Consider the following 24943-nt stretch of genomic DNA (forward strand, 5'->3'; position numbering starts at 1 on the left):
GGTTAAGCCGAAATATCAAGGAGGTCTTCCACTTATGAAGAGAAAGAAGAAAATCGCTTCTACAATTGTTGTAACTACTGTAATGAGCACGATGGTTATGGCTTGCTCTACAACAACACCGGCGCCTGCTTCAGACACCAAGACCCCTGCACCTGCAGCCACAACTGGAACTGCAACCACATATCCTATGAAGACAGACAAAACCTTAACCTACTGGGGCGAGCTTCCCGGCAACTTGACCGGCGTAAAATCAACCCATGCGGATACTCCATTTTTCACTGAATGGCAAAAGAGAACCGGTGTTCCATTAAAGTTTAGCGCGCCTCCAACCAACCAAGCGAAGGAAGCTTTAAACGTAATGCTGGCATCTGGCGATCTTCCTGATATGATCGAATTCAACTTCCTTAAGGATTTCCCGGGAGGACCGGAAAAGGCGATTAAAGACGGCTACATTCTGAAATTGAATGATCTTATCGATAAAAATGCACCTAATCTTAAAAAGTATTTAAAGGAACATCCAGATGTTGACAAGATGGTCAAGACAGATAACGGCAGTTACTATGCGTTTCCATTTATTCGCGGCGATGAAGCCTTGATGGTGTTCCAAGGTCCTATAGTTCGTAAAGACTGGCTCGATGAACTGGGATTGCCAATTCCGCAAACAATCGATGATTGGACCGCTATGCTAAAAGCATTTAAAGAAAAGAAAGGTGCAACAGCGCCATTCACAACGAACAGTAAACCGCGTGTATTTAATGATTTCAACAACGGACATTTCATGGGAGCTTACGGTGTTACTCGCGATTTCTACATGGAAGGCGGTCAGATCAAATTCGGGCCAGCCGAGAAGGGCTACAAAGATTTCCTTGCTTTATACCGCAGCTGGTACGAACAAGGCTTGCTGGATAAGAACATCGCTACCGTTGACCAGAAGGCATGGGATTCTAACATTGCTTCCGGCGCATCAGGCGCAACAGTTGGTAATGCAGGAGGCGGAATCGGTAAATGGCAGCCGCTCGTTGAAGCTAAGGATCCTAAAGCTTTGCTGGTAGCTACCCCTCAACCGGTCTTGAAAAAAGGCGATACAGCCAAGTTCGGACAAAGAGATATCCCTTATTCATTTGGCGGTATGGTAGCGGTGACAGCTAAATCGAAAAATGCTGAATTGGCTGTTAAGATGCTCGATTATGGTTACGGCGAAGAAGGACATATGTACTTCAATTTCGGAACCGAAGGCGTGAGCTATAAGATGGAGAACGGTTATCCGAAATATTCGGATATCGTAATGAAGAACCCGGATAAATTGGCTCCAGCACAAACACTTTCCTTGTATACTCGTGCAAACTATAACGGACCGTTCGTTCAAGATAAGCGTTATATCGAACAATATTTAGCACTTCCAACACAACGTGACGCCATTGGTATCTGGGCTAAGACGGAAATGGCTAAATACCAAATGCCTCCAGTTACACCAACACCGGAGGAAAGCTCTGAATTCGCTAAAATCATGACGGATGTCAATACATTGGTGGATGAAATGACATTAAAAATCATTTTGGGTGCAGAACCGTTGGATAGCTTCGAGAAGTATATGGATAAGCTGAAATCCGTTAAAATCGACCGCGCTATTGAAATTCAAAAGGCAGCTTTGGATCGTTATAACAAACGTTAATCTTTCATGCTAACCGCGGGGGAGGGCCGGGAAGCCCTCCCTTTTTTAGAGAAGAATCCGGATGTATAGAGACAAACTATTTTGTGGAAGGAGGGGTATGAGATGGCAAAAACAGTACAAATATCGGCTACCAGATCAGCAACTAATACTAAACCAACCTTTATGAGGCGGTTTATCCGAGATTTTCTGTTAAATAAATATTTATATGTAATGATGATTCCCGTCATTGTCTATTATGGTGTTTTTCACTACGCCCCTATGTATGGAGCTATAATCGCCTTTAAAGACTATACCCCTATAAAAGGCATTTTGGGTAGTGAATGGGTCGGTTTGGCTCACTTTAAAGACTTCTTTGGCAGCTATTACTTTTGGCGTATTTTAAAAAATACCGTTCTAATCAGCGTATATTCACTGTGCTTTGAATTTCCGGCTCCGATTATTTTGGCAATTATGATTAATGAAGTTCGTCATCAGATGTTCAAGCGAGTCGTTCAATCTATCACTTATATGCCCTTTTTTATTTCTATGATTGTCATTTGCGGTATGATCAGCGATTTTACTAATGCTGACGGTATTATTAACAATTTTCTTACTTATTTTGGTTATGACGGCAAGGCCATATTGCAAAAACCTGAGTTATTCCGAAGCGTTTATATTATTTCTGAAATTTGGCAAAAAATCGGCTGGGAGTCGATTATTTATATTGCGGCATTGATGGGGATCGATCAGGAGCAGTATGAGGCTGCTCGTATGGATGGTGCCAACCGCTGGAAACAAATTCTTAATATTACATTGCCGGGAATTATGCCGACTATTGCCATCATGTTCATTTTGCGGATGGGTAATCTATTAAATGTAGGCTTTGAGAAAATCATCCTGCTCTACAATCCGGTTACTTACGAGACGGCAGATGTCATCTCCTCCTTCGTATATAGGAAAGGTTTGCTGGAGTTTGCTTGGAGCTACAGCTCGGCTGTCGGAATATTCAATTCCGTGATCAACCTGATTCTGTTAATTACAGCTAACTATATAAGCCGCAAGGTGAATGAGAGCAGCTTGTGGTAAAGTAAAGGAGGGACTTAAGTCATGACGAGAGATCAAAGTGTTTCCAGCAAATCGTTTGATATATTGTTATATCTAATACTGACAGCCTTAGTAGTAGTAACCCTTTATCCACTGCTATATGTCGCTTTTGCGTCCATTAGTGATGCTAATCAGCTGATTTCTCACAAGGGCCTGCTATATAGACCGCTTGGATTCAGTATTGAAGCCTACAAAAGTGTATTTAAAAATCCGGGTATTTTAACAGGATACCGCAATACTCTTTTTATAGTAGTCGTGGGAGTTACTCTTAATTTATTTATGACTGCTTTGGGAGCCTATGTTTTATCACGTAAAAATGTTATGTGGAACAAAGTATTTATTTTTGTTATTGTGCTCACGATGTTTTTCAACGGCGGGTTGATTCCCATGTATCTGGTTGTAAAAGGCGTTGGTTTGATCGACTCCTTATGGGCGCCAATCATTCCGTTTGCTATCAGTACTTTTAATCTAATTATTATGCGGACTGCATTCATGTCTGTACCGGACAGCCTTGAGGAATCGGCCAAGATCGATGGAGCTAATCATTTCACCATTTTGTTTCGTATCATTCTGCCGCTGTCGATGCCGGTTATCGCCGTAATGATCTTGTATTATGCGGTTGATAAGTGGAACGGGTGGTTCTACTCCTCGATATTCATTAAGGACCGGGAGCTGTTCCCGCTTCAATTGATACTCCGCGAAATTCTGATTGCCAATCAGACGGACAGCATGGCTGCAGGCTCCAGTGCGGGCGACCAGTTCCAGCTCGGTGAAACGATCAAATACGCTACTATTATGGTAGCAACAATACCTATTCTGTGCGTGTACCCTTTTGTACAGAAATACTTTGTAAAAGGGGTTATGGTTGGTGCTTTGAAAGGATAGTTTTAAAAAAAGACTGTTCATTCTCCCTTAGAAGTCAGGGGATGGATGAACGGTCTTTTTTTTGTAAATATCATCACAAAACTGCAGAAAAATCCATTAATTTTTGTAGGAAATTAGAATAGTAGTGATATAATTGAAAGAAAAATGTCGAAATTCCTATAGAAATACTCCGTGTAAATACTAGAAAGGAATTGGGATGTCAGGGAGGTACATTTTTCTTGAAAAGAAAATGGAATAATGCCATTATTTTATGGTTTACGCTGCTGCTTTTTACCGCGGCTATTTCTTTACCTGCCTCGACAGCGGAAGCTGCAAACACAGTAGTGCAGGATGATTTCACAGCTAATACTAACTTGTGGAATTACATAGGTTCCGCTCAACGTACATCAAATGGCTTGATGATGCTTACACCGTCTGCACAAAATAAGGTGGGTACGGTCTGGCTAAAGCAGACTTTGGCTCCTCCTTATGTAGCCACTTTCAAATATTGGATGACAGGTCCGGGACCTTCGCCTTCAACAAATGTAACAGATGGTGCGGATGGTATTGTATTCATGTTCAATAAGCTTCAGAATACTTCGCCGGTCAGTGGAGGAGGTATGGGGTTTGAGGTTGGGAATGGGTATGGGGTGGAATTTGACTCCTATTCCAATGAGTGGGATCCAAGCAGCAATCATATTTCTTTATTCAAAAGTACCCCTGACCATAGAGTAGCTGGATCGCTCATTGGTCAGGTGAAGGACAACACAATAGAGAATAACAACTGGCATGATGTAAAGGTTATTGTTAATCCCGGGTCTGTGCAAGTATTTATGGACGGTTCTTCGAAAGTCAACTGGACAGGTACTTTGGATCAAACCTACAGCGGAATAGGGTTTACAGCGAGTACAGGCTATTACTACAATACGCAGTATATTGATAATGTTGTAATCTCTAAACCGGCATCGGTAGAATCTATCATTTCAGATAAACAAAGCGGCACCTATAGAATCGGCGACGTGATTCCGATCAAGGTGAAATTTAATGATACGGTAACAATCAATGCTTCCGCCCCGCCACAGTTAAGTATGAAAACGGGAAAAACAGCTGTTTATGCAGGAGGCAGCGGTACAAATACGATAACGTTCAATTATACGGTCCAACAAGGAGAGTATGTTACGGATTTGGATTATGCTTCAGCTAATGCATTGACAGGCGGAATAACCGACAGTAATGGATTTACAGCTGTACGGACGCTGCCCGTTCCCGGAGCAGCTGGAAGCTTAAGCGCGGCATTTGATCTCAATTTGGATACCGGCTCGATATTGATTAATAACGGAGAGTTAAGAACCAACACGACTGCCGTGAATTTGCAAATAAAACCCGCCTATTCCGGTTCGATTCAGATGAGCTTATCTAATAATGGGGGAACCTCCTGGTCGGCTTGGGAGTCTTTTGCAGCAGTGAAAGCATGGAATCTTACAACGGGGGACGGTACGAGAACCGTTTCAGTACGTTTCAAGAATAGCGCTGGAGCAGTAAGCCAAGTGTATTCCGCTACAATCGAACAAGATTTGACGCCGCCGGCGCCGCCATCGTTTACGCCCAGCCTGACTACTAATACAAACAGCGATGTACAACTGACCATCCATTTTCCTGCTGATGCAACGGCTGCCCGTAAATACAAATTGGGAGCTAGCGGAGTCTACAGTGATTATACAGGTCCGGTTACAATCGCAGCAAACACTGTGGTATATGCACGGGGGCAGGATGCTTTTGGAAACTGGTCAACGGAAGCTCCTTACACAATCAGCAATATTGATAAGACGCCTCCAATCGGCTCTTTGAAGTTTAGCAATGATGCAGAAATAACGAATACACTTGGAGTTACGCTCCAGCTTACTGCTTCTGACATAGGTGTAGGCGGTATTCAAATGCAATTTCTTTATGATGGGGAAAGTACTTGGTCTTCAACCTGGGAAACCTTTTCTACTACAAAAGCGAGGACATTAACGCCAACCGACGGTTCGAAATCCATTTCGGTTCGATTCAAGGATGGCGTTGGCAATATAAGCTTGATTTATACCAAGAGCATCATTTTAGACAGAACAGCGCCGCTGCCTGCTGCATTGACCGCAAGTCCAGGAGGGGCTGTTTATACGAGCGGTAATGTAACGATGACAATTGTATATCCGTCAGATGCTGTGCAGAAGCAGTATAAACTGGCAGCTGACGGATTGTATGACAAATATACAGGACCATTTACAGTTAACGGAAATAAAACGATATATGCCCGCAGCATGGATGCGGCTGGCAATATGTCGGTGGAGACATCTTACACGGTAAGCAATATTGATACAACTGCGCCAATCGGAAGCATATCGATCAATGGTGGAGCGGCAGCAACGAACAATGTAAACGCAATCCTGCAGCTGACTGCATCCGATATTGGCGTTGGCGGCATTACAATGGAGCTGTCCGATAATGGGTCTGTCTGGAGTGCGCCGATAGCATTCAGCCCGAGTCTCAGCCGGACATTGGCAAGTGGCGATGGGACGAAGACGGTTTACATTCGCTATAAAGACAGTCTGGGTAACACGAGTCCGGTATACAGCGATAGTATTATGCTTGATACAACAGAGCCTGCTCCGGCAGTGTTCACATCGACTCCGAGCGGCCATACAACAGGCAATGTAAGCTTATCCATCGAGTTTCCGGCGGATGCTGTGCAGAAGCAGTTTAAGCTTGATTACAGTGGTATTTACATGGATTACACAGCGCCGATTGTATTAACTTCGAATCAAACCATTTATGCCAAAAGCAAGGATGCTGCAGGCAATTGGTCTACGGAAGCACAGTACAATATGAACAAGATTGATAGAACCGCGCCTGTGGGAGCTATTGCCACCTCTATTCTTTCGGGGGCGACCAGCAATAGAACTATTACCTTGCTGTTGAGCGCAACTGACGCTGGGGCAGGCGGAATTGAAATGCAGCTTTCCAACGATGGTGAATGGGGAAGCAGTGCATGGGAATCTCTTCAGGCTACGCGCAGCTGGGAGCTTTCGGAAGGTGACGGTACGAAAACAGTCTATGTTCGCTTTAGAGACAGCCTTGGTAATATCAGCCAGCCCTACAGCAGTACCCTAGTACTGGATAGGGCAGCTCCGGCGGGTCCAGAGCTTACGGCTTCACCCAACGAATATACCAGTGGAAATGTGAGTATAACCATAACGTATCCATTGGATGTGGTTGATAAAAAATATAAGTTGGGCTCAGCGGGGAATCTTCAAGCTTACGAATCGCCTCTCATGCTGTCAGTAAACGAGGCTGTATACGCATGGGGCTACGATGCGGCTGGCAATCGTTCGCTGGAAGCCTATATCGTAATCAGCAATATTGATAAAACAGCTCCCACAGGCAGCATTTCGGTGAATAGCGGAGCTCAGGTGACGGGTAATGTGTATAGTGTGAGCGGTAACGTCTACGGGCTGGGAGTGACCGGAAGTATATACACTTCATTGAATATATGGGCAACGGACAGCGGAGCTGGAGGCATTCAAATGCGGTTCTCCAATGACCAGTCGACCTGGAGTGATTGGGAACATTATAAGCCATCTAGAAGCTGGACGCTTACCGATGTACCTGGAATTAAGACGGTACATGCCCAGTTCAAGGACAGCTTGGGCAACCAAAGCTCTACCGTAACAGGTTCAGTTTACTATGATCCTGCTATTCTGGGGGCGAAGTTTACTTCTGATCTGACGGAATATACAAATGAGAATGTAACGGTTACTATTGATTTTCCATTAAGCGCAACATCCCGAGATTATTCGTATGATGGAACTACTGTAACTCAAGCTGCTTATTCCAGTTCAATCATACTAAACCGCAATACGACTATTGTTGCGGTTAGCTCAGACGGGATTCATCCTTCCGTAACTACAAGCTATACGGTAAATAACATCGATAAGGAAGCACCAAGCGCTTCACTTTCCATTGCGGGTATAGTGGAAGGAGCGCCCACAAATTTATCTGAAGTGAGACTCTTGTTGGATTCAAAGGATACCGGCGGTTCAAACGGATTGCAAATGCAGTTTAACCTGAGCGATACAGCAGGCTGGACTTCATGGGAGAACTACTCGGCGAGTAAAAGCTGGAGCCTTCTAGGCGGTGATGGCACGAAAACCGCACAAGCCAGATTCAGAGATGCAGCCGGGAATGTAAGCAGCATTGTTTATGCTTCACTGGTGCTTGACAGAGTAGGACCGGAAGGTCTATTGATCGCTGCTGCTCCGACAAGCTGGACTAACGGTTCAGTAACCATCGACGTTTATTATCCTGCGGATGCCATTATCAAACAGATTAAGCTCGGTTCTGTAGGACGTTTTGCAGCTTATACAGGTACTCTTTCGTTAACAGCTAACGATATCGTATATGCACGAGCCCAAGATGCCGCAGGCAACTGGTCTTCAGAGACTCAGCTGAGCATAGCCAACATTGATCGTGCTGCTCCTGTCGGAACGGTGAAAATCGTTGACGGGAATGGAGTCGGATTAACGAATCAATTGCAGGTGGATCTGCTTCTTACCGCTACAGACACGGGTGGAGCTCTTATGGGGATGATGCGGTTTTCAAATGATTCTTTAGGCTGGTCGGATTGGGAAGCTTATAAGGAAACCAAGGCTGGTTGGAGCTTGATTGAGGGAGACGGATTAAAGACGGTCTATGTGCAATATAAGGATACCGCAGGCAATATTAGCACAGATATCATCCAAGCCAGCATTATTTTGGATACATTAGGTCCTGCTGCACCAGTGGCGACAGCCAATCAAACTTCATATACGAAAGATGATGTGAGGGTTGAGATCGTTTATCCAATGGATGCGGTTGAGAAAGTATATAGGATCGATTTAGGCGGTTATGTTAATTATGTGGCTCCTTTATCAATCACAGTGAACGGTACCGTCTATGCTAAGGGCAGAGATGCTGCAGGGAATTGGTCCGCAGAGACTGCATTGAATATAACAAAAATCGATAAGACGCCTCCAACTAAGGGAACCATTCAAATTAACGGAGGTGCCGCGTTAACCAAAGATCGGCAGGTAACCCTGCAGCTCACGGCAAGCGATGGCGAATCCGGTGTGACCGGAATGCGTTTTTCATTAAATGGATTGGACTGGGATGCCTGGGAGTCTTTTACCTCTACAAAAGAATGGTCCTTCTCCGTGGGGGATGGCTTGAAGAAGCTGTATGTGCAGTACCGCGATGCGGTAGGCCATGAGGGTTCGGATGCCGATTTAGCGGTCGACTCCATTATTTTGGATACGAAGGGACCTGATCCGGCAAGCTTCAGCGTATCTGCCTCAAGTGCCACCAAGGATGATGTGATAGTTACAGTCCTGTATCCTGCTGATTCAGTGGCAGAGAGCCGTCAATACAAGCTGGGAAGCGGGAGTGTATATAATGCATATGCAGGTGCGATTTCACTAAGTGTGAACGATGTGGTATATGCACAATCCATGGACGAAGCTGGCAATCGGTCTGCAGAAGCTTTTATCGGGATTGACTATATCGATAAGCAAGCCCCTGTCGGTACCATTACAATTGATGGAAATGCAGCACAGGCAGCATCCTATGAAGTGGTGCTGCAGCTTAGCGCGATTGATGCCGGTGTTGGTGGGGTGGAAATGCAATTTTCCAATGATGGTGCGCAATGGTCTGAGTGGGAAGCCTATACCTCTCTCAAAGCGTGGCGTTTACCTTACGGAGCAGGGACGAAATCGGTGTTTGTCCGGTATCGAGACAGCCTGGGCAATACAAGTGAAGCTTCCGACAGTATCGTCATTCAAGGTGATTTTGCCGACGTAGCCGAGGATAAGGAGCTGTTGACACCTGACGACTTCCTTAATGGTAATTCGGCATTGGACAATGTTCTGACGGACCTAAGGCTGCCGTTGACAGGTACGAAGGGCACAGCGATTAGTTGGGGAACGAACAGCTTATTGGTAAGCTCTAACGGTACAGTAGAGCGGCCAAGCTTTAATGAAGCGGACGTACCGGTTATTTTAACAGCGACTATCAGTAAAAATAGTGCGTTCACAACCAAGTCATTCCCCCTTATAGTAAAAAAGATTAATGTGTCCGACGAAGGGACCTTATCACAGCTGGACACTAACATAGGGCTGCTCACTCCGGCATTTACGCCTGATGTATTCGATTATACGGTTAAGCTTTCAAAGCAAACGACCGAATTGGAGTTAACGCCGGTACTCAGCAACAGCTCAGCGAGCTTGACCATTAACGATACGGCAACGAAAGCTGTTTACAGCAATGGTGTTGTGAAAGCAAGTGAATTGAAGATGGGAATGAATGACGTCAGCTTAAAGGTTACAGCCTCGATAACGGGAGGAAGCCATAACGATTATATAATCCATCTGTTTAAAGCTTCGGATGAAAAGGAGATTATGAGCTTTAGTTTGAGTGGCGAAGTGAAGCCTGCCGTTATCGATGCGGAGACAGGAACCATTACTGCGACAGTTCCTTATGCATTTGACCGCATAGGGCTTACAGCTCAGATCAGCGTGTCACCCGATGCTGTGATGAACATTGATCTCGCTCTTGCAAGAGATTACAGTCATTCTTTTACGATTCTGGTGACAGCTCAAGACGGTACAGAGCGGTTTTGGACAATAGAGACGAAGGAAGCACCTGCTGAATTAGGGGCTCCAGTACCAATCCTGCCCGACAAACCGTTAACGTTTACCAATGGGATCTCATTGAATTTTAACGGTGTTACCTTGGCACCAGGCGCAACGATGACGATGGAGGCGATAGAGCCCGCAGTAGCAGGTACCCAATTGGTAGCAGCTGGGGCCGTGGCCGAGTTTACTCTACAGGGTATGACCCTTAACGGTGAACAAGGCGTCGAGCTTGCACTGCCGATTCATTCAAACGTAGATCCGAATCAGGTCGGTCTCGCAATTTTCTACTATAATGGAATAGCTTGGCAGGAGCAGCCTTCTGTAATTCGTGGGAATACGGTTGTGACGACGGTATATCACTTCTCAACCTATGGTGTGCTCACATCGGATAATGCCAATCTATCCGGTCTTGCTGTAACGGATGGCGGTGTTTTAGCGGATGCTTACAAGCAAGAACAAAAGGATTATATGATTTTCGTGGACACGCTGACAAAAAGTATTAGGCTAAAGCCAGCTACAGCTGAAGCGCATGCGAAATGGTCCGTTACTGGAGCGGCATATATGGAGCTGCCGGGGGGGATTGTACAAGTCCAAGTGGATCAAATAAGCAAGCTCGGCATTACTGTAACAGCGAGAGACGGCAGCACCGTTCAAACGTACACATTGCATATCAACCGACTGCTTGCTTACGCCTCTTCCAATGAAGCAGGTAATGAGATTCAGCTCATGTTCCGTGAGAAGCTGGCCGTACAGCCACTCGTTGGTACCCAGTTTACTCTGGTTGGTACAACTTCGATTGTGCAGTCCGCACAAATAATGCCGGTTGCCAGGGAAGGGACGCTGTTAACACTCAAGCTGTCCAAACCGCTGAACGATGCCGGGCAAGGAAGTGTGCATCTGTTTGTAACAAACCTTAGCACGGCTGCCGGGAATAGCTTCGAACTGGGCGCAATTCCGGTTATGACACCCCGTTATGTGATTGATTTGAAACATCAGCTGGATAAACAATCTGACGGAATCGGAATTGATGATGTTGTCAGCTGGCAGAGAACTCGAGCCGATGTAACATTAGATCAGCAAATAGACAAGTTTGACCTGTTGTTTTTGCTGGATTTGATTCAACCGGTAAGCTCACAGGAAGTGGATTAAGCTACAGAATACAAGCCCATTCTTCAAGCCACACTGAGGATGGGCTGTTTTTTTTGCATATATAGAATTTATATGTTTGGGGCTCCCCGCAAAGTATCTGAATCAACTTCGAAGCATGACCCCACTTTGTGAGGATATTATTTTGTGCTCTGTCAGCAACCTTTTACAGAACATGGCCGTCTATATGAATAACTCCGGAGCAAGTTAAGGTCATACAAATATAATTTCACAATGAAAAGGATGAGAATAATGAAAAAGCTACTTTCAGTTATTACTACTGCTGCGTTGGTTTGCAGCTTGTCGGCAGGTTCTGTATTTGCATTTTCAGATCTGGATTCAGCGGAAAAGGCACCGATCCTTCAGCTAAAGGATAGAGGAATTGTTGCGGGCGTGGATAGCGAGCATTTTGCGCCGCGGGGTACAATCAGCTTTGCCCAAAGTATTAGCTTACTTGTAAAAGGGCTGAATCTCAACATCGACAACATCAGATTTATCAAACAACCGCTCGCTAGCGATTATTTCACGAATGTGCCTAACGATGCCTGGTATGCAGAGGCTTTTATTATAGCGAAGATGAACGGTCTGGATATCCCGCAAAATGTTGACCCCAATGCTGCAATCACACGTGAGCAATATGCGAATTTGCTTATACCGGCCATGGAGACCAAAGGACAATTTCCATTAATCAAAATGCTCGTTATATTTGCTGACGACGACCAAATAACTCCTTCCTACCAAGGTGCTTTGCAGCGAATGTATTTGTATAAACTCGCAAAGCTGGGCGAGGATCGTAAGGTAAATCCGAAGCAGGAGATGACCCGTGGTGAAGCGGCGGTCTTACTGTACAACGCTATACAATATGTGGAGCAGCATACGGTGAAGCAGCCGCAGCCCCAGCAGGGTGACGTAAAGGTCATAGTGGAGAAGGTGAACGATGATGTAAACAAGGTCATCCTATCCCGCGGTGAAATGCCGAATCCCGGTTATGGAATAGCAATTACGGGCATTAGCTTTCAAGCAGACGGAACGGCAGCCATTTCCTACACACTTAGCGACCCGAACCCGGATGGCATGTATGCGCAGGTGATTACGGAGGCGAAGGCGGAAACTTATGTGTCTTCCAAATACAAGCCGATTGCTGTAAACGCAGCAGGTTCCCCCACTAATTCAACAGGATTCGTAATTGATCCGGCAGCACCAGTTATTAACCCGTTCAAGGAATAAAAATCTATTACTGATAAGTTGTGATACCTTACTGCACTCTGATTCTGCTTCCGGCATACTAGCCACAGGTGAAGCGGAACAGGGTGTTTTTTGTTGACTTATTTTGGGTAATATTAGAAGCTTGTGTTAAAATGGCGCTGTTGGATATCCTTTAGATAAGGAAGGAGCTGGATAGATGGAAAAGAAATATTTTGAACAAAAGGGCACACGTTACTCGTACACGGAAAAAGGTGAAGGGGAGGCGGTCGTGTTGCTGCACGGTTTTTGCGGGAGCTCCTCCTATTGGAATAAGCTGCTGCCACTGCTGCCTAATCATTACAGGGTCATAGCTCCAGATTTGCGGGGACATGGAAGCTCGGAAGCACCCGATGGAGACTATACTATGGAAGTATTCGCTGAAGACCTGGCACAGCTGCTACAGCATCTCAAGGTTGAGCAGGCGATTGTACTAGGCCACTCTTTGGGCGGCTATGTGACATTGGCTTTTGCAGAACGATATCCCGGCATGCTAAAAGCTTTCGGTCTCATTCACTCGACTGCCTATCCAGACAGCGATGCGGGCAAGGAAGGTCGGATTAAGGGGATGGAAACGATTCGGGAAAAAGGGCTGCCGGTCTTTATAGGTGGGTTGATTCCCAAGCTGTTTGCGCCGGAGCATGTGAAGTCTATGCCTGAAGAGGTGCGTGAAGCTACTGCAATAGGAGAAAGCGCCAATCCTGATGGCGCAATTCGCACCCTGGAAGGAATGAGAACACGCCCCGACCGCAATGCTGTGCTGGAAGATGCTTCAATACCTGTGCTGCTTGTAGCTGGAGTTCATGATCAGATCATTCCTCTTGATCGAGCTTTCTCGGTTAGCGGGGGGCGAATTGTTCAGCGGCAGATTGAGGCTGCAGGTCATATGAGTATGGTGGAGGCGCCGGAGAAGCTGGCGAATGTGATCGTTGAGTTTATAACGAATGTTTAGAGAAATGTGTCTTCGCTGACATTTGTAATAAAGATGAAATCTTATTTTAATCTGGCCTTAAGAAATCAGGTCTATAATCATATTCAACCCCCTTTTCTTTTATATAAGAGACCCACAGCTGCATGGAGCTGTGGGTCTCTTGAGTGTGCTGATGGTGAAGCCTCTTGATTGGAAAAATAACATCTTTAGCTGCGAAGCATAAAAATTAACAATACAACCACGATTACAGTCATAGCTACATAATAAATGCCGAGCCGTCTCCAATTACTGACCAATTGTTGATCATAGGAGGGATCGCCTGCTTTATTTTTCTTCGAGAAACCGACAAGAATCGTGCCGATGAGTGCCGCAAGCATGGTTACAATAATTAATGTCATGTAGGTTTGCATAGGAATCGTTCCTTTCCGAGCGGTTGCTGTATTTCTATTATACCTATGCTTTCAGTTGTTTCAATCTTTTTACCTGGCTTGATAAGAAGACAACGAAAACCGCGAGTGCAATTCCAATCCCGATGATCGAATTATCGGCCGAGGCACCCATCTTGGTTATTTGTGTGTAGATGCCGACCCCCGCCAGCATGAGAGCATTTTCTACCATGTTCTGTACGGCGATCGTTTTACCGGATCCAATCATTCGGTGGCCTTCATCCTGCAGCGCTGAATTCATCGGTACGATGAACACGCCTCCTGCAAAGCCAATCAGCAGCAGGAGTACAACAGCAAGTGGCATCATGTAAGTCAGAGGAAACAGCAGCATAGCGAAGATCATAACAGCCCCGAAGCGGTAAGCATTGTAATATTTCGCAGCAGGGATTAGCTTCGGAGTTGCAAGTGCACCAATCATGATGCCTACACCGGTTATTGCCGTTAGCATGGAAATCTGGTCCAACGAATCGATAGCTAGATGGATCGGAACCCAAGCGATCAATGCCAGTCGGAATACGGCTGACGACATCCAGAAGGATCCGGTGCCGATTAAGGAAAAGCGGGTTTTGCGATCCGCAAACAACCTTCTTGTATCCTTAAAAAAAGTTAGCATTTCGCGTCCGTAATGCAGCTGGCTGTTGACGGGACCTTTGGGAATAAGGAAGGTTATGAGCAGCGAAACCAGATACAAGGCCAAGCATACCGCCAATGCGGCTGTAATGGAGTAGCCTGCCAGCGTTCCGCCTGCCAGAGAACCGGTCAATATAGCAAGTATGGTGAATCCTTCCATACGTGCATTGGCTGATAGCAAGCCGGATTCGGAAGCTGTAAGCTCAGTCAGAATCCCATATTTGGCCGGTGAATATACAGCGGCACCGATGCCGACAATGGCGTAGCTTACAGCGGGATCAAGGCCGGCAATAAGACAAACGATACCTATCGCTTTTATTAAATTACCGATTAAAAGTACATGGGATTTGGCGTTTTTATCTGCGAAAGCGCCAACAAAAGGAGCAAGGATGACAAAAGCGAAAAGGAAGGCGCCTTGAACGACGCCGATATAAAAGTCGGGAAGGGCATATTTCTTGATCATGGCAAGCGTGATGAACAAAATCATATTATCGGCAAACGCGGATAGAAACTGTGTGAACAAAAGTGTGGTGAGTGGGCTCAGCATTCGTTTCAGCATGCTTGTTGTCTCTACACGCCCTACAGCGTGAGTGGTCGATGGATTCGTCCGGTCCAGACTCATAAGATCAAGCTCCTTTCTCCACTTGGGATTCCGCTAATTTTTTTAAAGCAAGGTAATCGGTCTTGCCGCTTCCGAGAAGCGGGAGCTTATCAATCACCTCAAGCTTGGAAGGGAGCAGTAGAGGAGGGTAGCCTCTATCGTGGATATAGGCTTTCAACTGCTGCATGCTATAGCCGGGCTTGGTGACGTAGAGTACAATTCGCTCGCCTTTACGACCGTCTGGCATACTAATCGCCCCCATTGCTGCGTCTCCATAGCAAGCTGTCGCCAGCTCCTCAACAACCTGCAGAGATAACATTTCTCCGCCGATTTTGGCAAACCGCTTCAACCGCGATTTAATGGTGAGGAAGCCTTGCTCATCGAGATCTGCAACATCCCCGCAATCATACCACTCCGAGGAAGGCATGAAGCCTTTCCCGTGAATCAAATACCCTTTCATCAGATTAGGTCCCTGGATCAACAGACTGCCACCCGATTCGATCCCTTGGATGGATTCCAGCTTGAATCGTATTCCCGGCAGAGGCCGTCCGACTGTTCCCTTCTTATAAGCCAGTGGCGAGTTGATAGAAACTATAGGAGCGGCTTCTGTCGTGCCGTAGCCTTCCATGATGCGAATGCCGAATTTTCGGCTCCATAGCTCGCTTACTTCCTCCTTCAGTTTTTCTGCACCGGTCACTACATATCTCAACGAACGAAAATCGTAAGGATGCGCAGCGCGTCCGTAGCCTGCAAGAAAGGTGGAGGTACCGAATAAAATCGTTGCATTCCGGTCATAGACAACTTCCGGAATGACACGGTAATGAAGGGGGCTTGGATATAAAATGACTGGCATGCCTGTCAGAATGGGCAGTAATGTGCCGGCTGTCAGCCCGAAGCTGTGAAACATAGGCAGTGCATTAAATAATTTGTCTGCTGAAGTGAAATCGAATACCGAGCGGGCCTGCTGGATGTTGGCGTACAGCTGCTCATGGCCAAGCACAACACCTTTGGGCTTGCTTTCACTTCCTGAAGTAAACAGGATGACGTCATTAAAGCCTTGATTCGCTGTTCTACGCAGCAGCATGTCAGTGAAGCCACCCCATTTATCGGATAGCCGGACGTCTGCTTTGACGTCCTCCAGGTAGATAATGCTGCATTGTTTTGCAAGAAGCGCAACCGTCTCCTCCAGCTTGGCTTTCGCGACGAACTGGCGTGATGTAAGAATCGTCCGCAGCACAGCAGTCTCACAAGCATCCTGCAGACTTTGTGCGCCTGCGGAGAAGTTCAGCATAGCCGGGGTGACTCCTAGCCGGAACAAGGCGAACAGCGCGATTGCATGGCCGTTCGAATTAGGCAGCAGCAAGCCCGCCGCGGCATCGCCGCGCAGGAGCGGCCGCAGCTTGCGGCCGAACACATAGGAAGCTAGAATCAGCTTCCGGTAGGTCAGCTTCTGCGACATATCCTCGCAGATGACCCGCTGCCAGCCGCCCCGCGAAGCTTGCAGCAGCAGCTCATTGAACAGATTGACGTCCGGCTTCAATCTGCTTTGCAGCAGCTCCTCCTGCATGACGATGAGAATCTGCTCGGCGGCCTGTTCCTTTTGCAGCTTCATCGAGACATTCGGCTGTTGGGCTATACTGAAGGCTTCGCCAATCCGGATATCGATTGCAGGGAACCATACGGTCCTGATTTTATGTCCGATATAGGAGAGCTTGGATCTTTCTGCCCCATTGATGGCGATTGGAAAGATTCTGGCATTGGTTTTCATTGCGATATATCCAATCCCGCTGTAAATTTTCATTAATCCGCCGGTTACCGTAATACGACCTTCTGGAAACAGGACCAGAGGAGCACCGCTTTGCACTGTTTTAACCATCGTTCTGACTGAATAGGGGTTCAATGGGTCAACAGTAATATGCTTCCGCAGCTTAAGCAGCAGGCCGAGTCGTTTGGCGATAGTCGTGTTGACTACAAAGGTGGCTTCATCCGGCAAGTAGGCTGCGAGCAAGGCGGCATCAAGCAACGAAACGTGGTTGGATATGAGAATAGCGGGTTGGCTGAAGTCCAGCTTTTCCAATCCAGCTATTCGAAATCTGAATAAAACCCGAAACAAAAGCTTTAGAAATGATATAAGAACTGACATCATATGGATCAACTCCTCATTATGGGGACTGTCTTTGAATGGCTTCTAATACCAGGTGCTAATTCTATATTTATATTGTACATGGAATGCACATAAAAAAAGAGTACTAAATTTAAATAGTACCCTTTTGTGAAAGAGATGAAATTAGCAGTAGTATAGGTGTTCTCCTTGATGTCAGGGTTCTATTGTAAATATACCTTCCATGTGTGCATAAATATGGAATTTGAGCAGAGAATAGTCATTAGGACTATGCGCTGCATACTGAGGAGGATTCCATGGTTGAGCATGATGATGGGGATAAGTCACTAAACTTGAAGCTTGCAGACAACCTGAAGCAGATCAGGAAAGGTCTTGGATACAGCGATGATGTTACAGTTCGCGATATTGTATTGAATGTGGGCAATAATCGCTCTGTCCAAGGAGCCGTGTTCTATGTTGAAGGAATTTCCAATCTGCATAACATGGTTCACTCTCTATTGGCCTCCTTTGAAGGCGACGAAACCAATAATTTCACTTCCGAACAACTGCTTGATCATTGCAAGAAGAGTGTAGTTTCATCAGGGTCGGTTGCTGATATATTTACCTTCGATGAACTGTACGGGTTTCTATTGTCAGGCGATAGCATTGTACTGGTCGATGAATGCTCACACGGATTAGCCGTTTCAACCAAAGAGCTGGTAGCTCGAACCGTTGAAGAACCGAATGTGCAATCCGTTGTCAGGGGGCCGCGAGAAGGGTTCACAGAAGTGCTTCGTTGGAACACTGCAATGCTTCGCCGAAAAATCAAAGACCGCCACTTATGGATGGAAACCATGAGCATAGGTACAGTAACTAAAACCGAAGTGGCTGTTGTCTATATCCAGAATATTGTATCCGAGGATGTGCTCAAGGAAGTTAAGCAGAGGCTGTCTACCATTGATATAGATGCGGTTCTGGAAAGTAATTATATTGAAGAGCAGATTGAAGACAAGGGATTTACACCCTTCCCAACCATCTTCAATTCGGAGAGACCTGATGTAGTTGCTGCGGGATTGCTGGAGGGAAGAGTGGCCATTATGGTTGATGGTACTCCCTTTGTATTATTGGTTCCGGCTCTGTTCACTCAATTTTTCCAATCCAGCGAGGATTATTACCAGAGGGCTGATTTTGCCACATTGATTCGCCTGCTTCGATTCTTGTCATTTGGTTTGGCGCTTTTAACGCCTTCCTTTTATATTGCCATTTCTACATTCCACCAGGAGATGCTGCCGACAACACTGCTTTATAACTTGGCGAGCCAGCGAGAAGGAGTTCCGTTTCCGGCCTTTATTGAAGCCATTTTGATGGAAGTGACTTTCGAGATTTTACGGGAAGCGAGTGTACGGATGCCAAGGACGGTTGGCCAATCGATATCTATTGTTGGTACGCTAGTAGTTGGTCAAGCTGCAGTGGAAGCGGGACTGGTTAGTGCAGCTATGGTTATCGTAGTGTCCATCACAGCCATCTCCAACTTTGTTCTTCCGGCTTTTAACCTAGGAATAACGATCCGAATCATCCGGTTTGTACTCATGATACTTGCCGCTACCTTCGGTCTATTCGGAATCTTTATGGGGCTTATTGCCATTGTGGTTCATATGTGCGGTCTTCACTCATTTGGTGTACCTTATATGTCCTCATTGGCTCCATTTCATCTGTCTGATCAAAAAGATACCTTGTTTCGATTTTCCTTCCCGAATATTATTACCCGGCCCAAAATGTTTCGCCAAAAGAATCTTGTTCGCCAGAAACGCCGGTGAGGAGGAGTTCACATGAAACGAGCTATTGCAAGCTGCTTGTTACTAATGCTCCTATTATTGCTAATGACTGGCTGCTGGAGCCGCCATGAATTAAATGATCTGAATATTGTAGTTGGAATGGGGATCGATAAATCCAATGGCAAATACAAAGTTACGGTCCAAACTGTTAATCCAGGTCAGGTTGCCAGCAAAAAAGGAAGCATCAGCACTGCGAGCCCGGTCGTTACGTACGAAGAGGTAGGCACCACGATTCCTGAAGCATTATCCCGAATGACCGTAAAAGCTCCACGCCACTTATATTTCGCTCATTTGCGTATGGTTATCATAGGGGAAGAGGCGGCCAGAGAGGGGATCAGTAAACAGCTTGATTTCTTGTCGAGAAATATGGAGATGCGAACTGATTTCTTTTTTGTCATTGCCAGAGATACGGACGCTTCCGAAGTGTTAAAAATAAATAGTCCGATGGATCCGATTCCTGCAAATAATATTTATACAAAGCTTGATAACTCGGATAAACTATGGTCGGCCACCGGCAGCATGACGCTAAACCACCTGCTTCAAGATTTGGGGAAGGAGGGGAAGAGCCCTTCCATAACTGGCCTTGAAATCGTTGGAGATCGAAACATTGGGAAAAAAACGACGAATGGGCAATATATAGAACCTCCCGTAATATTGCAATATGCCGGTATGGCGGCTTTCAAATCAGATCGGATGGTAGGTTGGTTGGATGAAAATGACACAAAGGCATTAAATTATGTCCAAAATTCAGTTTACCAGACGACCGGGTTTATCCCATGCCCAAAAGGAAAAGGCAACATTACGATGCAGGTTATCCGTGCTGATACTTTTATTAAAGCGAGTATCCAGAACGGAAAGCCGGAATTCGATGTATATCTTAGAATAGAGCAGGATATATCGGATGCCGAATGCAGTATAGATCTATCGCAAGCAGCCATCGTTCCCGAGCTGAAAAAACTGACTGATAATAAAATAAAGGCCTTCATCGAAGGTTCAGTCCAAAAAATACAAAAGAATCTCGGTACGGATATTTATGGGTTCGGCGAAGTGCTTCACCAACAGTATCCGAAGGTTTGGCATCAAATTAAAGATTGGAACAAGGTATTTACAACCGTTAAAGTACGTGCCCATGTGAACTCTATCCTTCGTAGAATGGGGACAATCCTGCAGCCGGTGGATTATACAAACAAAGAATAGGGGTACTCTAATGTGGCTTTTCATCGGTGTAGCTGGTACGTTGGCTTGGACTATTCTGAAGGAATTCCCACGATTATGGAGAGAACGAAATCATAAAGAGCTGTGGACATTGGCGCTGATAACACTAGCTGTAACTGCGCTAAGTTCTGCAAAAAGCTTGAACCTGGAGCTGCCGAATCCTCTCGATTGGATTGCAGTGGCGTTGGGACCTTATCCACGTGCTGTATATTCGATTTTCAAATAAGAGGAGGCAGCTCTATGGAGAAGGCGGGAGTCATTAGCAAGCGTTCGTTTGTGATTCTAGTCATTTTTTTTATGATAGGTACGTCCATTCTTATTACACCAACCGGCCTTGCATTAGAGGCTAAGCAGGATGCATGGCTGGCTTGCATTGTCGGTGTTGTCTTCAATCTCTTGAATGCAGTGCTATTTGTCGTGATAGGGAAGCGTATGGGTGATCAGACATTGATTCAATATTGCGAGACAACACTGGGGAAATGGTTTGGTAAAGCCGTCTCCCTCTGCTTTGTGCTGTTTTTCTATTTGTTGGCATCGCTTATGATTGGGGATCTTGGTTATTTTGTAACATCACAAATTATGCAGGAAACGCCTATGGAAGTATTGCAGATGCTGTTTATTCTGGTTGTAGTGATGGCCGTCCGATCTGGGTTTATCGTATATACACGCGCGGCGGAAGCTTTTTTTCCTTGGTTAATGATATTGTTTTTGCTGCTGATTTTGCCTTTGATACCGAAGTTTGAAATTTCTAATTTTTTGCCTGTCATGGAGTTCGGGATAAAACCGATTGTGCGTGGCGGGTTTAGCTTTTGGGGCTTACAGGAGCTGATAGTGCTGCTCATATTCTATCCGTTAGTATCCAAGACGAAAGGGAGAGGGAATGGTTTTATTACAGGTATAGTAATAGGGGGGGCAGTACTCATTTGTACAACAGTAGGAAGCATTGCCGTACTCGGAGCTACATTAACGGCGAATCAGTTATTCCCTGCGTATACGCTTGCCAAAAATATTAGCATCGGTCATTTCCTTGAGCGGGTAGAAGGAATTATGATCTCTATTTGGGTATTGTCTATTTTTATTAAAATCGTCCTTACCTTTCACGCCTCAATTATCGGTTTTGTCCAAGTCATGAATATCAAGGATGAGAAGCCACTCATCATTCCAATGGCACTGGGGTTAATCGTCCTTTCCATAATGTGCTACCCCAATTCCATCTATATCAACGACTATCTTTCCAAAAACTGGAGTCCCTTTGCACTCATTTTCTCGGTGTTCTTACCTTTGCTGCTGCTTGGAGCATCTTCCATATCCGCTATTCGAGCGAAAAGCAGTAAAGAGTGAACCCTGCGGGAACTGGAGCGTCCTTCGGTTTCTCGGGTGACAAAAGTATTGGTTTTGCACAACAAGATCCTCTTTTCGGACATCAGGAAATGAAAAAAAGCTGCATCCTTCTGTCGGTTACAGAAAGATCAGCTTTTAAGAGTCAATAGTTGTATCAAGCGAAGTGTCTGTGCGTTTGCGCAAACGTTGGACCCATTGATTCCGAGCTGCGAATGCTACGGCCAATTCAACGGCGGATAGCGTCAGCAGCAAGCCTAGTAAGGAAACTAGAACCGCCAACGGAAGACTCCAGAAGTGGGTAGGTTGGGAGAAGAATGGAATGAGTGCAATGGCTAAAATCGGAGGCGCGTTCAAATTAAACTTCCGAATTATTAGAATCGTACATAGCGTTGATAAGAAAAAAGGGATAATCCCTGTCATGGATAAGAATAGCAAGGAGCTGATTAAAGAAACAACAGAAGCTCCGGCGATCATCTTGGCAAAATCTCTAAAATGGAAGGAACGGCTAATGAACAAGTAAGAGAATGCGCCGAGTGTTGGGAAGAAAATCATCTTTAAATCAGGCAGATGCTGTGAAACGGAATAAATGAGAAGCAAATATATGCAGATAACAAATATCTTTAAATTCATGGATAACACAAGAGATCACCCTTTTAAATAAGCCTAACAAACATTAGTAATTCTATTATATTTGCGCTGGTCTCGTCAATCCTTATAGACGTTATTGCAGACTGTATGTCTAACTATGCCCATTGTACATGCTGCTGTCATTAACTATCACCACTTCTGTATACGCCATAAGTTTGTTGCCGTCTTGAAGCGCTTCTTGGCAAGGGTGATTTTTTTGAGTAAAATATTCGTTAATGGCTGTAAATCAGTAGCGCTGAAAAACGGTGAATTCTTTTATTAGCAAAAAAAGCAATATATAGACCAATTCATGCAAGGAAATTGTTATTATTATGCTTCATTATAACAAGTAAAGTGTGAGCCTATGCCCACGGGCTTGTCCCGTCAGTTAAGGATTGCACACAACAACCTATAAGGAATCAGGTGAAACCGTGAAAACATTGGGAACAGCAATTATCGGACTCGGCTCTATTTCAGGCATCCATTTGAAAGCGGTAGTTGGATTGGAAAGCTCTGAACTGAAGGCGGTTGTTGACGTAAATGAAGGTTTAGCGAAGAAAGTGGCCGCTGAATATGGCTGTGACTATTACACGGATTATAAAGAAATGTTGAAGCGTGAAGATATTCAAGTTGTTCATTTGTGTACTGCGCATCATTTGCATGCTCCTATGGCGGTAGATGTTTTGAATGCAGGCAAACATGTGCTGACAGAGAAGCCGATGGCTGAAACTAAGGCTGCCGGACAAAGCATGCTGCAAGCCGCTGCCCAGAATCCTGATGTACAGCTCGGTGTTATTTTCCAAAATCGTTATAATGCTGCTTCGCAAAGGATTAAAGAAGCCGTTGATTCAGGTGAATTTGGCAAACTGATCTGCATGAAGGGGATTGTCACCTGGTACCGCAACTCAAGCTATTACGAGACTGAGTGGAAAGGGAAATGGGCAACGGAAGGCGGCGGTGTGCTGATCAACCAATCTATTCATACCTTGGATTTACTGCATTGGTTCGGCGGTGATATTGCTAGTGTGAAAGGGTCATTTTCCAATGATTCACTGGAGGATGTTATTGAGGTAGAGGACACCGTTCACGCCTATGTGGAATTTGAAAACGGAGCAAAAGCCATTTTCTATGCTACAAATGCTTACTTGAAAAACTCTCCTGTGGAGCTTGAAGTTGTATTTGAGCAAGGCTCACTGGTTCAAAGAGGCGAAACCTTGTATTTGGAGCAGGATGGACAGTTAACTGTACTGACGGAGCCTCCTGTAAATAATACGGGAGAGAAGTCTTACTGGGGAGTGAGCCATGAGCTGCAAATTCGTGATTTTTACGAGCATTTGCTGGAAGGCAAGCATTTCTGGATTGATGGACCGGAAGGCTACAAAACGTTTAGCCTAGTAATGGATATATATGAATCATCCCGTACAGGGAAGAAGATTTCCTATAAAGGCGCAGAATCGGTTGTGAGCTAACGGCTTATTTTAAGGCTTGGCGGGCAGTAATCCGATACAATTGGGGCGCGGTCTAACGAGAACCGTGCTCTCCATGATGAACCGTCTCTTCCTTGGGCAACCGATGGATGAGACGGTTTTCTTATCATATTAGACTAATCAGTTTTCAGTGGAGCTGAGCAAGTCTAATATTGCAAGAAAACCTGCAAATGATCGCGGTCGCTCATCTATGTTATGTCTTTGGATCCATCTAACAGGAATGCCGCTGACTAACGGAACGTCGATCCTCTATGGATTGAAAAACCAGCCTATTTCATGAAGAAGCGGAACTACGATGCGTTATTCCGACTTTAATAGACTGAAATGCCCTATTTTAAACAAATAAGAGATCCTAGTTCCGTTTCACTCGAATCATAACGTTAAAACAATGAAATAGCGCACCTCATTTCCTCCTATGCGAGTGAGGGGATGAAGACACACCACCGCTTTAGCTTTGAAGGTACATAGGGAATATAACAATGGGGTATATGGCTATACCGGATGGAATACTACAAGTATGGCTATGAATACCGGATCAATGACCGATTAAGAAGGGGCAGGCCCACAGAGTAGAACAAGAGTGGGAATCAGTCAGAAAATATAAGTTATTCATTGCACATTATTGCACCAAAATATGCGGCACGGGTATCCTTTTCAATCATCAGGCGAATTTCATTTTATATTCGGATAATGGGGAAGTAACTATGTGTCTAAAGGCACTTGAACGGAACAGATAGTTCCGTTATTTAATCTGCCACGCCCAATTTAAGACGATAGCGGAAGTCGGAATTCCGCGAGCGACCGGGCAAGGTCGTGTAATTTAGCAGGTGGAACCCCTGCTTGGTAGAACGTGCAGCCGCGTTGCCAATAGCGAGTCTTGGGCTATCAGCAGTAATGTTGAGTGCTAAGCGTAGACAGTCAGGCAGTAGGCCTGAAAAGTGACGGAGCCCCGAAATTGACTAACATTGAGATAGGCCGACGGTATGCGGAATCTGGAAGGCAACATCTACACAGACGC

Annotated in this window: 15 protein-coding genes; 11 read left to right on the forward strand and 4 right to left on the reverse strand. The window is 45.4% G+C overall.

Features of this window, described 5'->3' with window-relative positions; all coding sequences use genetic code 11:
* The first annotated feature begins 34 nt into the window (after positions 1–34).
* The 6 genes from NV381_RS09280 to NV381_RS09305 all read left to right on the forward strand — a co-directional run bounded on the left by NV381_RS09280 (position 35) and on the right by NV381_RS09305 (position 13663).
* Complete coding sequence (locus NV381_RS09280) at positions 35–1672, forward strand: extracellular solute-binding protein (protein ID WP_258212993.1); 1638 nt, start codon at positions 35–37, stop codon at positions 1670–1672.
* Between the two features lie 102 nt (positions 1673–1774).
* Entirely contained in the window at positions 1775–2737 is a 963-nt protein-coding gene (locus NV381_RS09285; protein WP_419182251.1) for an ABC transporter permease, read from the forward strand.
* Between the two features lie 21 nt (positions 2738–2758).
* A complete protein-coding gene (locus NV381_RS09290) occupies positions 2759–3640 on the forward strand; it encodes a carbohydrate ABC transporter permease (RefSeq protein WP_258212994.1) in 882 nt (293 codons plus the stop codon).
* 218 nt (positions 3641–3858) lie between these two features.
* Entirely contained in the window at positions 3859–11472 is a 7614-nt protein-coding gene (locus tag NV381_RS09295; RefSeq protein WP_258212995.1) for an immunoglobulin-like domain-containing protein, read from the forward strand.
* Between the two features lie 249 nt (positions 11473–11721).
* Positions 11722–12696: a protease complex subunit PrcB family protein gene (locus tag NV381_RS09300; protein WP_258212996.1), complete on the forward strand. Its 975-nt coding sequence runs from the start codon at positions 11722–11724 to the stop codon at positions 12694–12696.
* A gap of 175 nt (positions 12697–12871) precedes the next feature.
* Positions 12872–13663 carry an alpha/beta fold hydrolase gene (locus NV381_RS09305; protein WP_258212997.1) on the forward strand — a complete coding sequence of 264 codons (792 nt, stop codon included), beginning with the start codon at positions 12872–12874 and terminating at the stop codon, positions 13661–13663.
* A 185-nt stretch (positions 13664–13848) separates the two neighbouring features.
* Here NV381_RS09305 and NV381_RS09310 read toward each other — a convergent pair whose 3' ends face one another.
* Genes NV381_RS09310 through NV381_RS09320 form a run of 3 tightly spaced genes read right to left on the reverse strand, consistent with a single transcriptional unit; the run spans position 13849 to position 17462 of the window.
* On the reverse strand, positions 13849–14052 hold the full coding sequence (locus tag NV381_RS09310; RefSeq protein ID WP_258212998.1) for a hypothetical protein: 204 nt from the start codon (positions 14050–14052) through the stop codon (positions 13849–13851).
* Between the two features lie 43 nt (positions 14053–14095).
* A complete protein-coding gene (gene lplT / locus NV381_RS09315; protein WP_258212999.1) occupies positions 14096–15340 on the reverse strand; it encodes a lysophospholipid transporter LplT in 1245 nt (414 codons plus the stop codon).
* 4 nt (positions 15341–15344) lie between these two features.
* The gene (locus NV381_RS09320; RefSeq protein WP_258213015.1) at positions 15345–17462 is read right to left on the reverse strand and encodes an AMP-binding protein; all 2118 of its coding nucleotides are present in this window, start codon (positions 17460–17462) and stop codon (positions 15345–15347) included.
* A 275-nt stretch (positions 17463–17737) separates the two neighbouring features.
* Here NV381_RS09320 and NV381_RS09325 point away from each other — a divergent pair, with 275 nt between their 5' ends.
* The 4 genes from NV381_RS09325 to NV381_RS09340 are packed head-to-tail and all read left to right on the forward strand — an operon-like array spanning position 17738 to position 21811.
* Positions 17738–19237, forward strand: a complete 1500-nt coding sequence (locus NV381_RS09325; RefSeq protein WP_258213000.1) for a spore germination protein — start codon at positions 17738–17740, stop codon at positions 19235–19237.
* A 12-nt stretch (positions 19238–19249) separates the two neighbouring features.
* Positions 19250–20452: a Ger(x)C family spore germination protein gene (locus tag NV381_RS09330; protein WP_258213001.1), complete on the forward strand. Its 1203-nt coding sequence runs from the start codon at positions 19250–19252 to the stop codon at positions 20450–20452.
* A gap of 10 nt (positions 20453–20462) precedes the next feature.
* Positions 20463–20696: a hypothetical protein gene (locus tag NV381_RS09335; RefSeq protein WP_258213002.1), complete on the forward strand. Its 234-nt coding sequence runs from the start codon at positions 20463–20465 to the stop codon at positions 20694–20696.
* A 14-nt stretch (positions 20697–20710) separates the two neighbouring features.
* Positions 20711–21811 carry a GerAB/ArcD/ProY family transporter gene (locus tag NV381_RS09340; protein WP_258213003.1) on the forward strand — a complete coding sequence of 367 codons (1101 nt, stop codon included), beginning with the start codon at positions 20711–20713 and terminating at the stop codon, positions 21809–21811.
* A 135-nt stretch (positions 21812–21946) separates the two neighbouring features.
* Here NV381_RS09340 and NV381_RS09345 read toward each other — a convergent pair whose 3' ends face one another.
* The gene (locus NV381_RS09345; RefSeq protein WP_258213004.1) at positions 21947–22450 is read right to left on the reverse strand and encodes a hypothetical protein; all 504 of its coding nucleotides are present in this window, start codon (positions 22448–22450) and stop codon (positions 21947–21949) included.
* Positions 22451–22869: 419 nt separating this feature from the next.
* Here NV381_RS09345 and NV381_RS09350 point away from each other — a divergent pair, with 419 nt between their 5' ends.
* Complete coding sequence (locus NV381_RS09350) at positions 22870–23907, forward strand: Gfo/Idh/MocA family protein (protein ID WP_258213005.1); 1038 nt, start codon at positions 22870–22872, stop codon at positions 23905–23907.
* Positions 23908–24943 lie beyond the last annotated feature (1036 nt).

Origin of the sequence: Paenibacillus radicis (ex Xue et al. 2023) (assembly GCF_024722015.1) — a bacterium.
Lineage (GTDB): Bacteria > Bacillota > Bacilli > Paenibacillales > NBRC-103111 > Paenibacillus_S.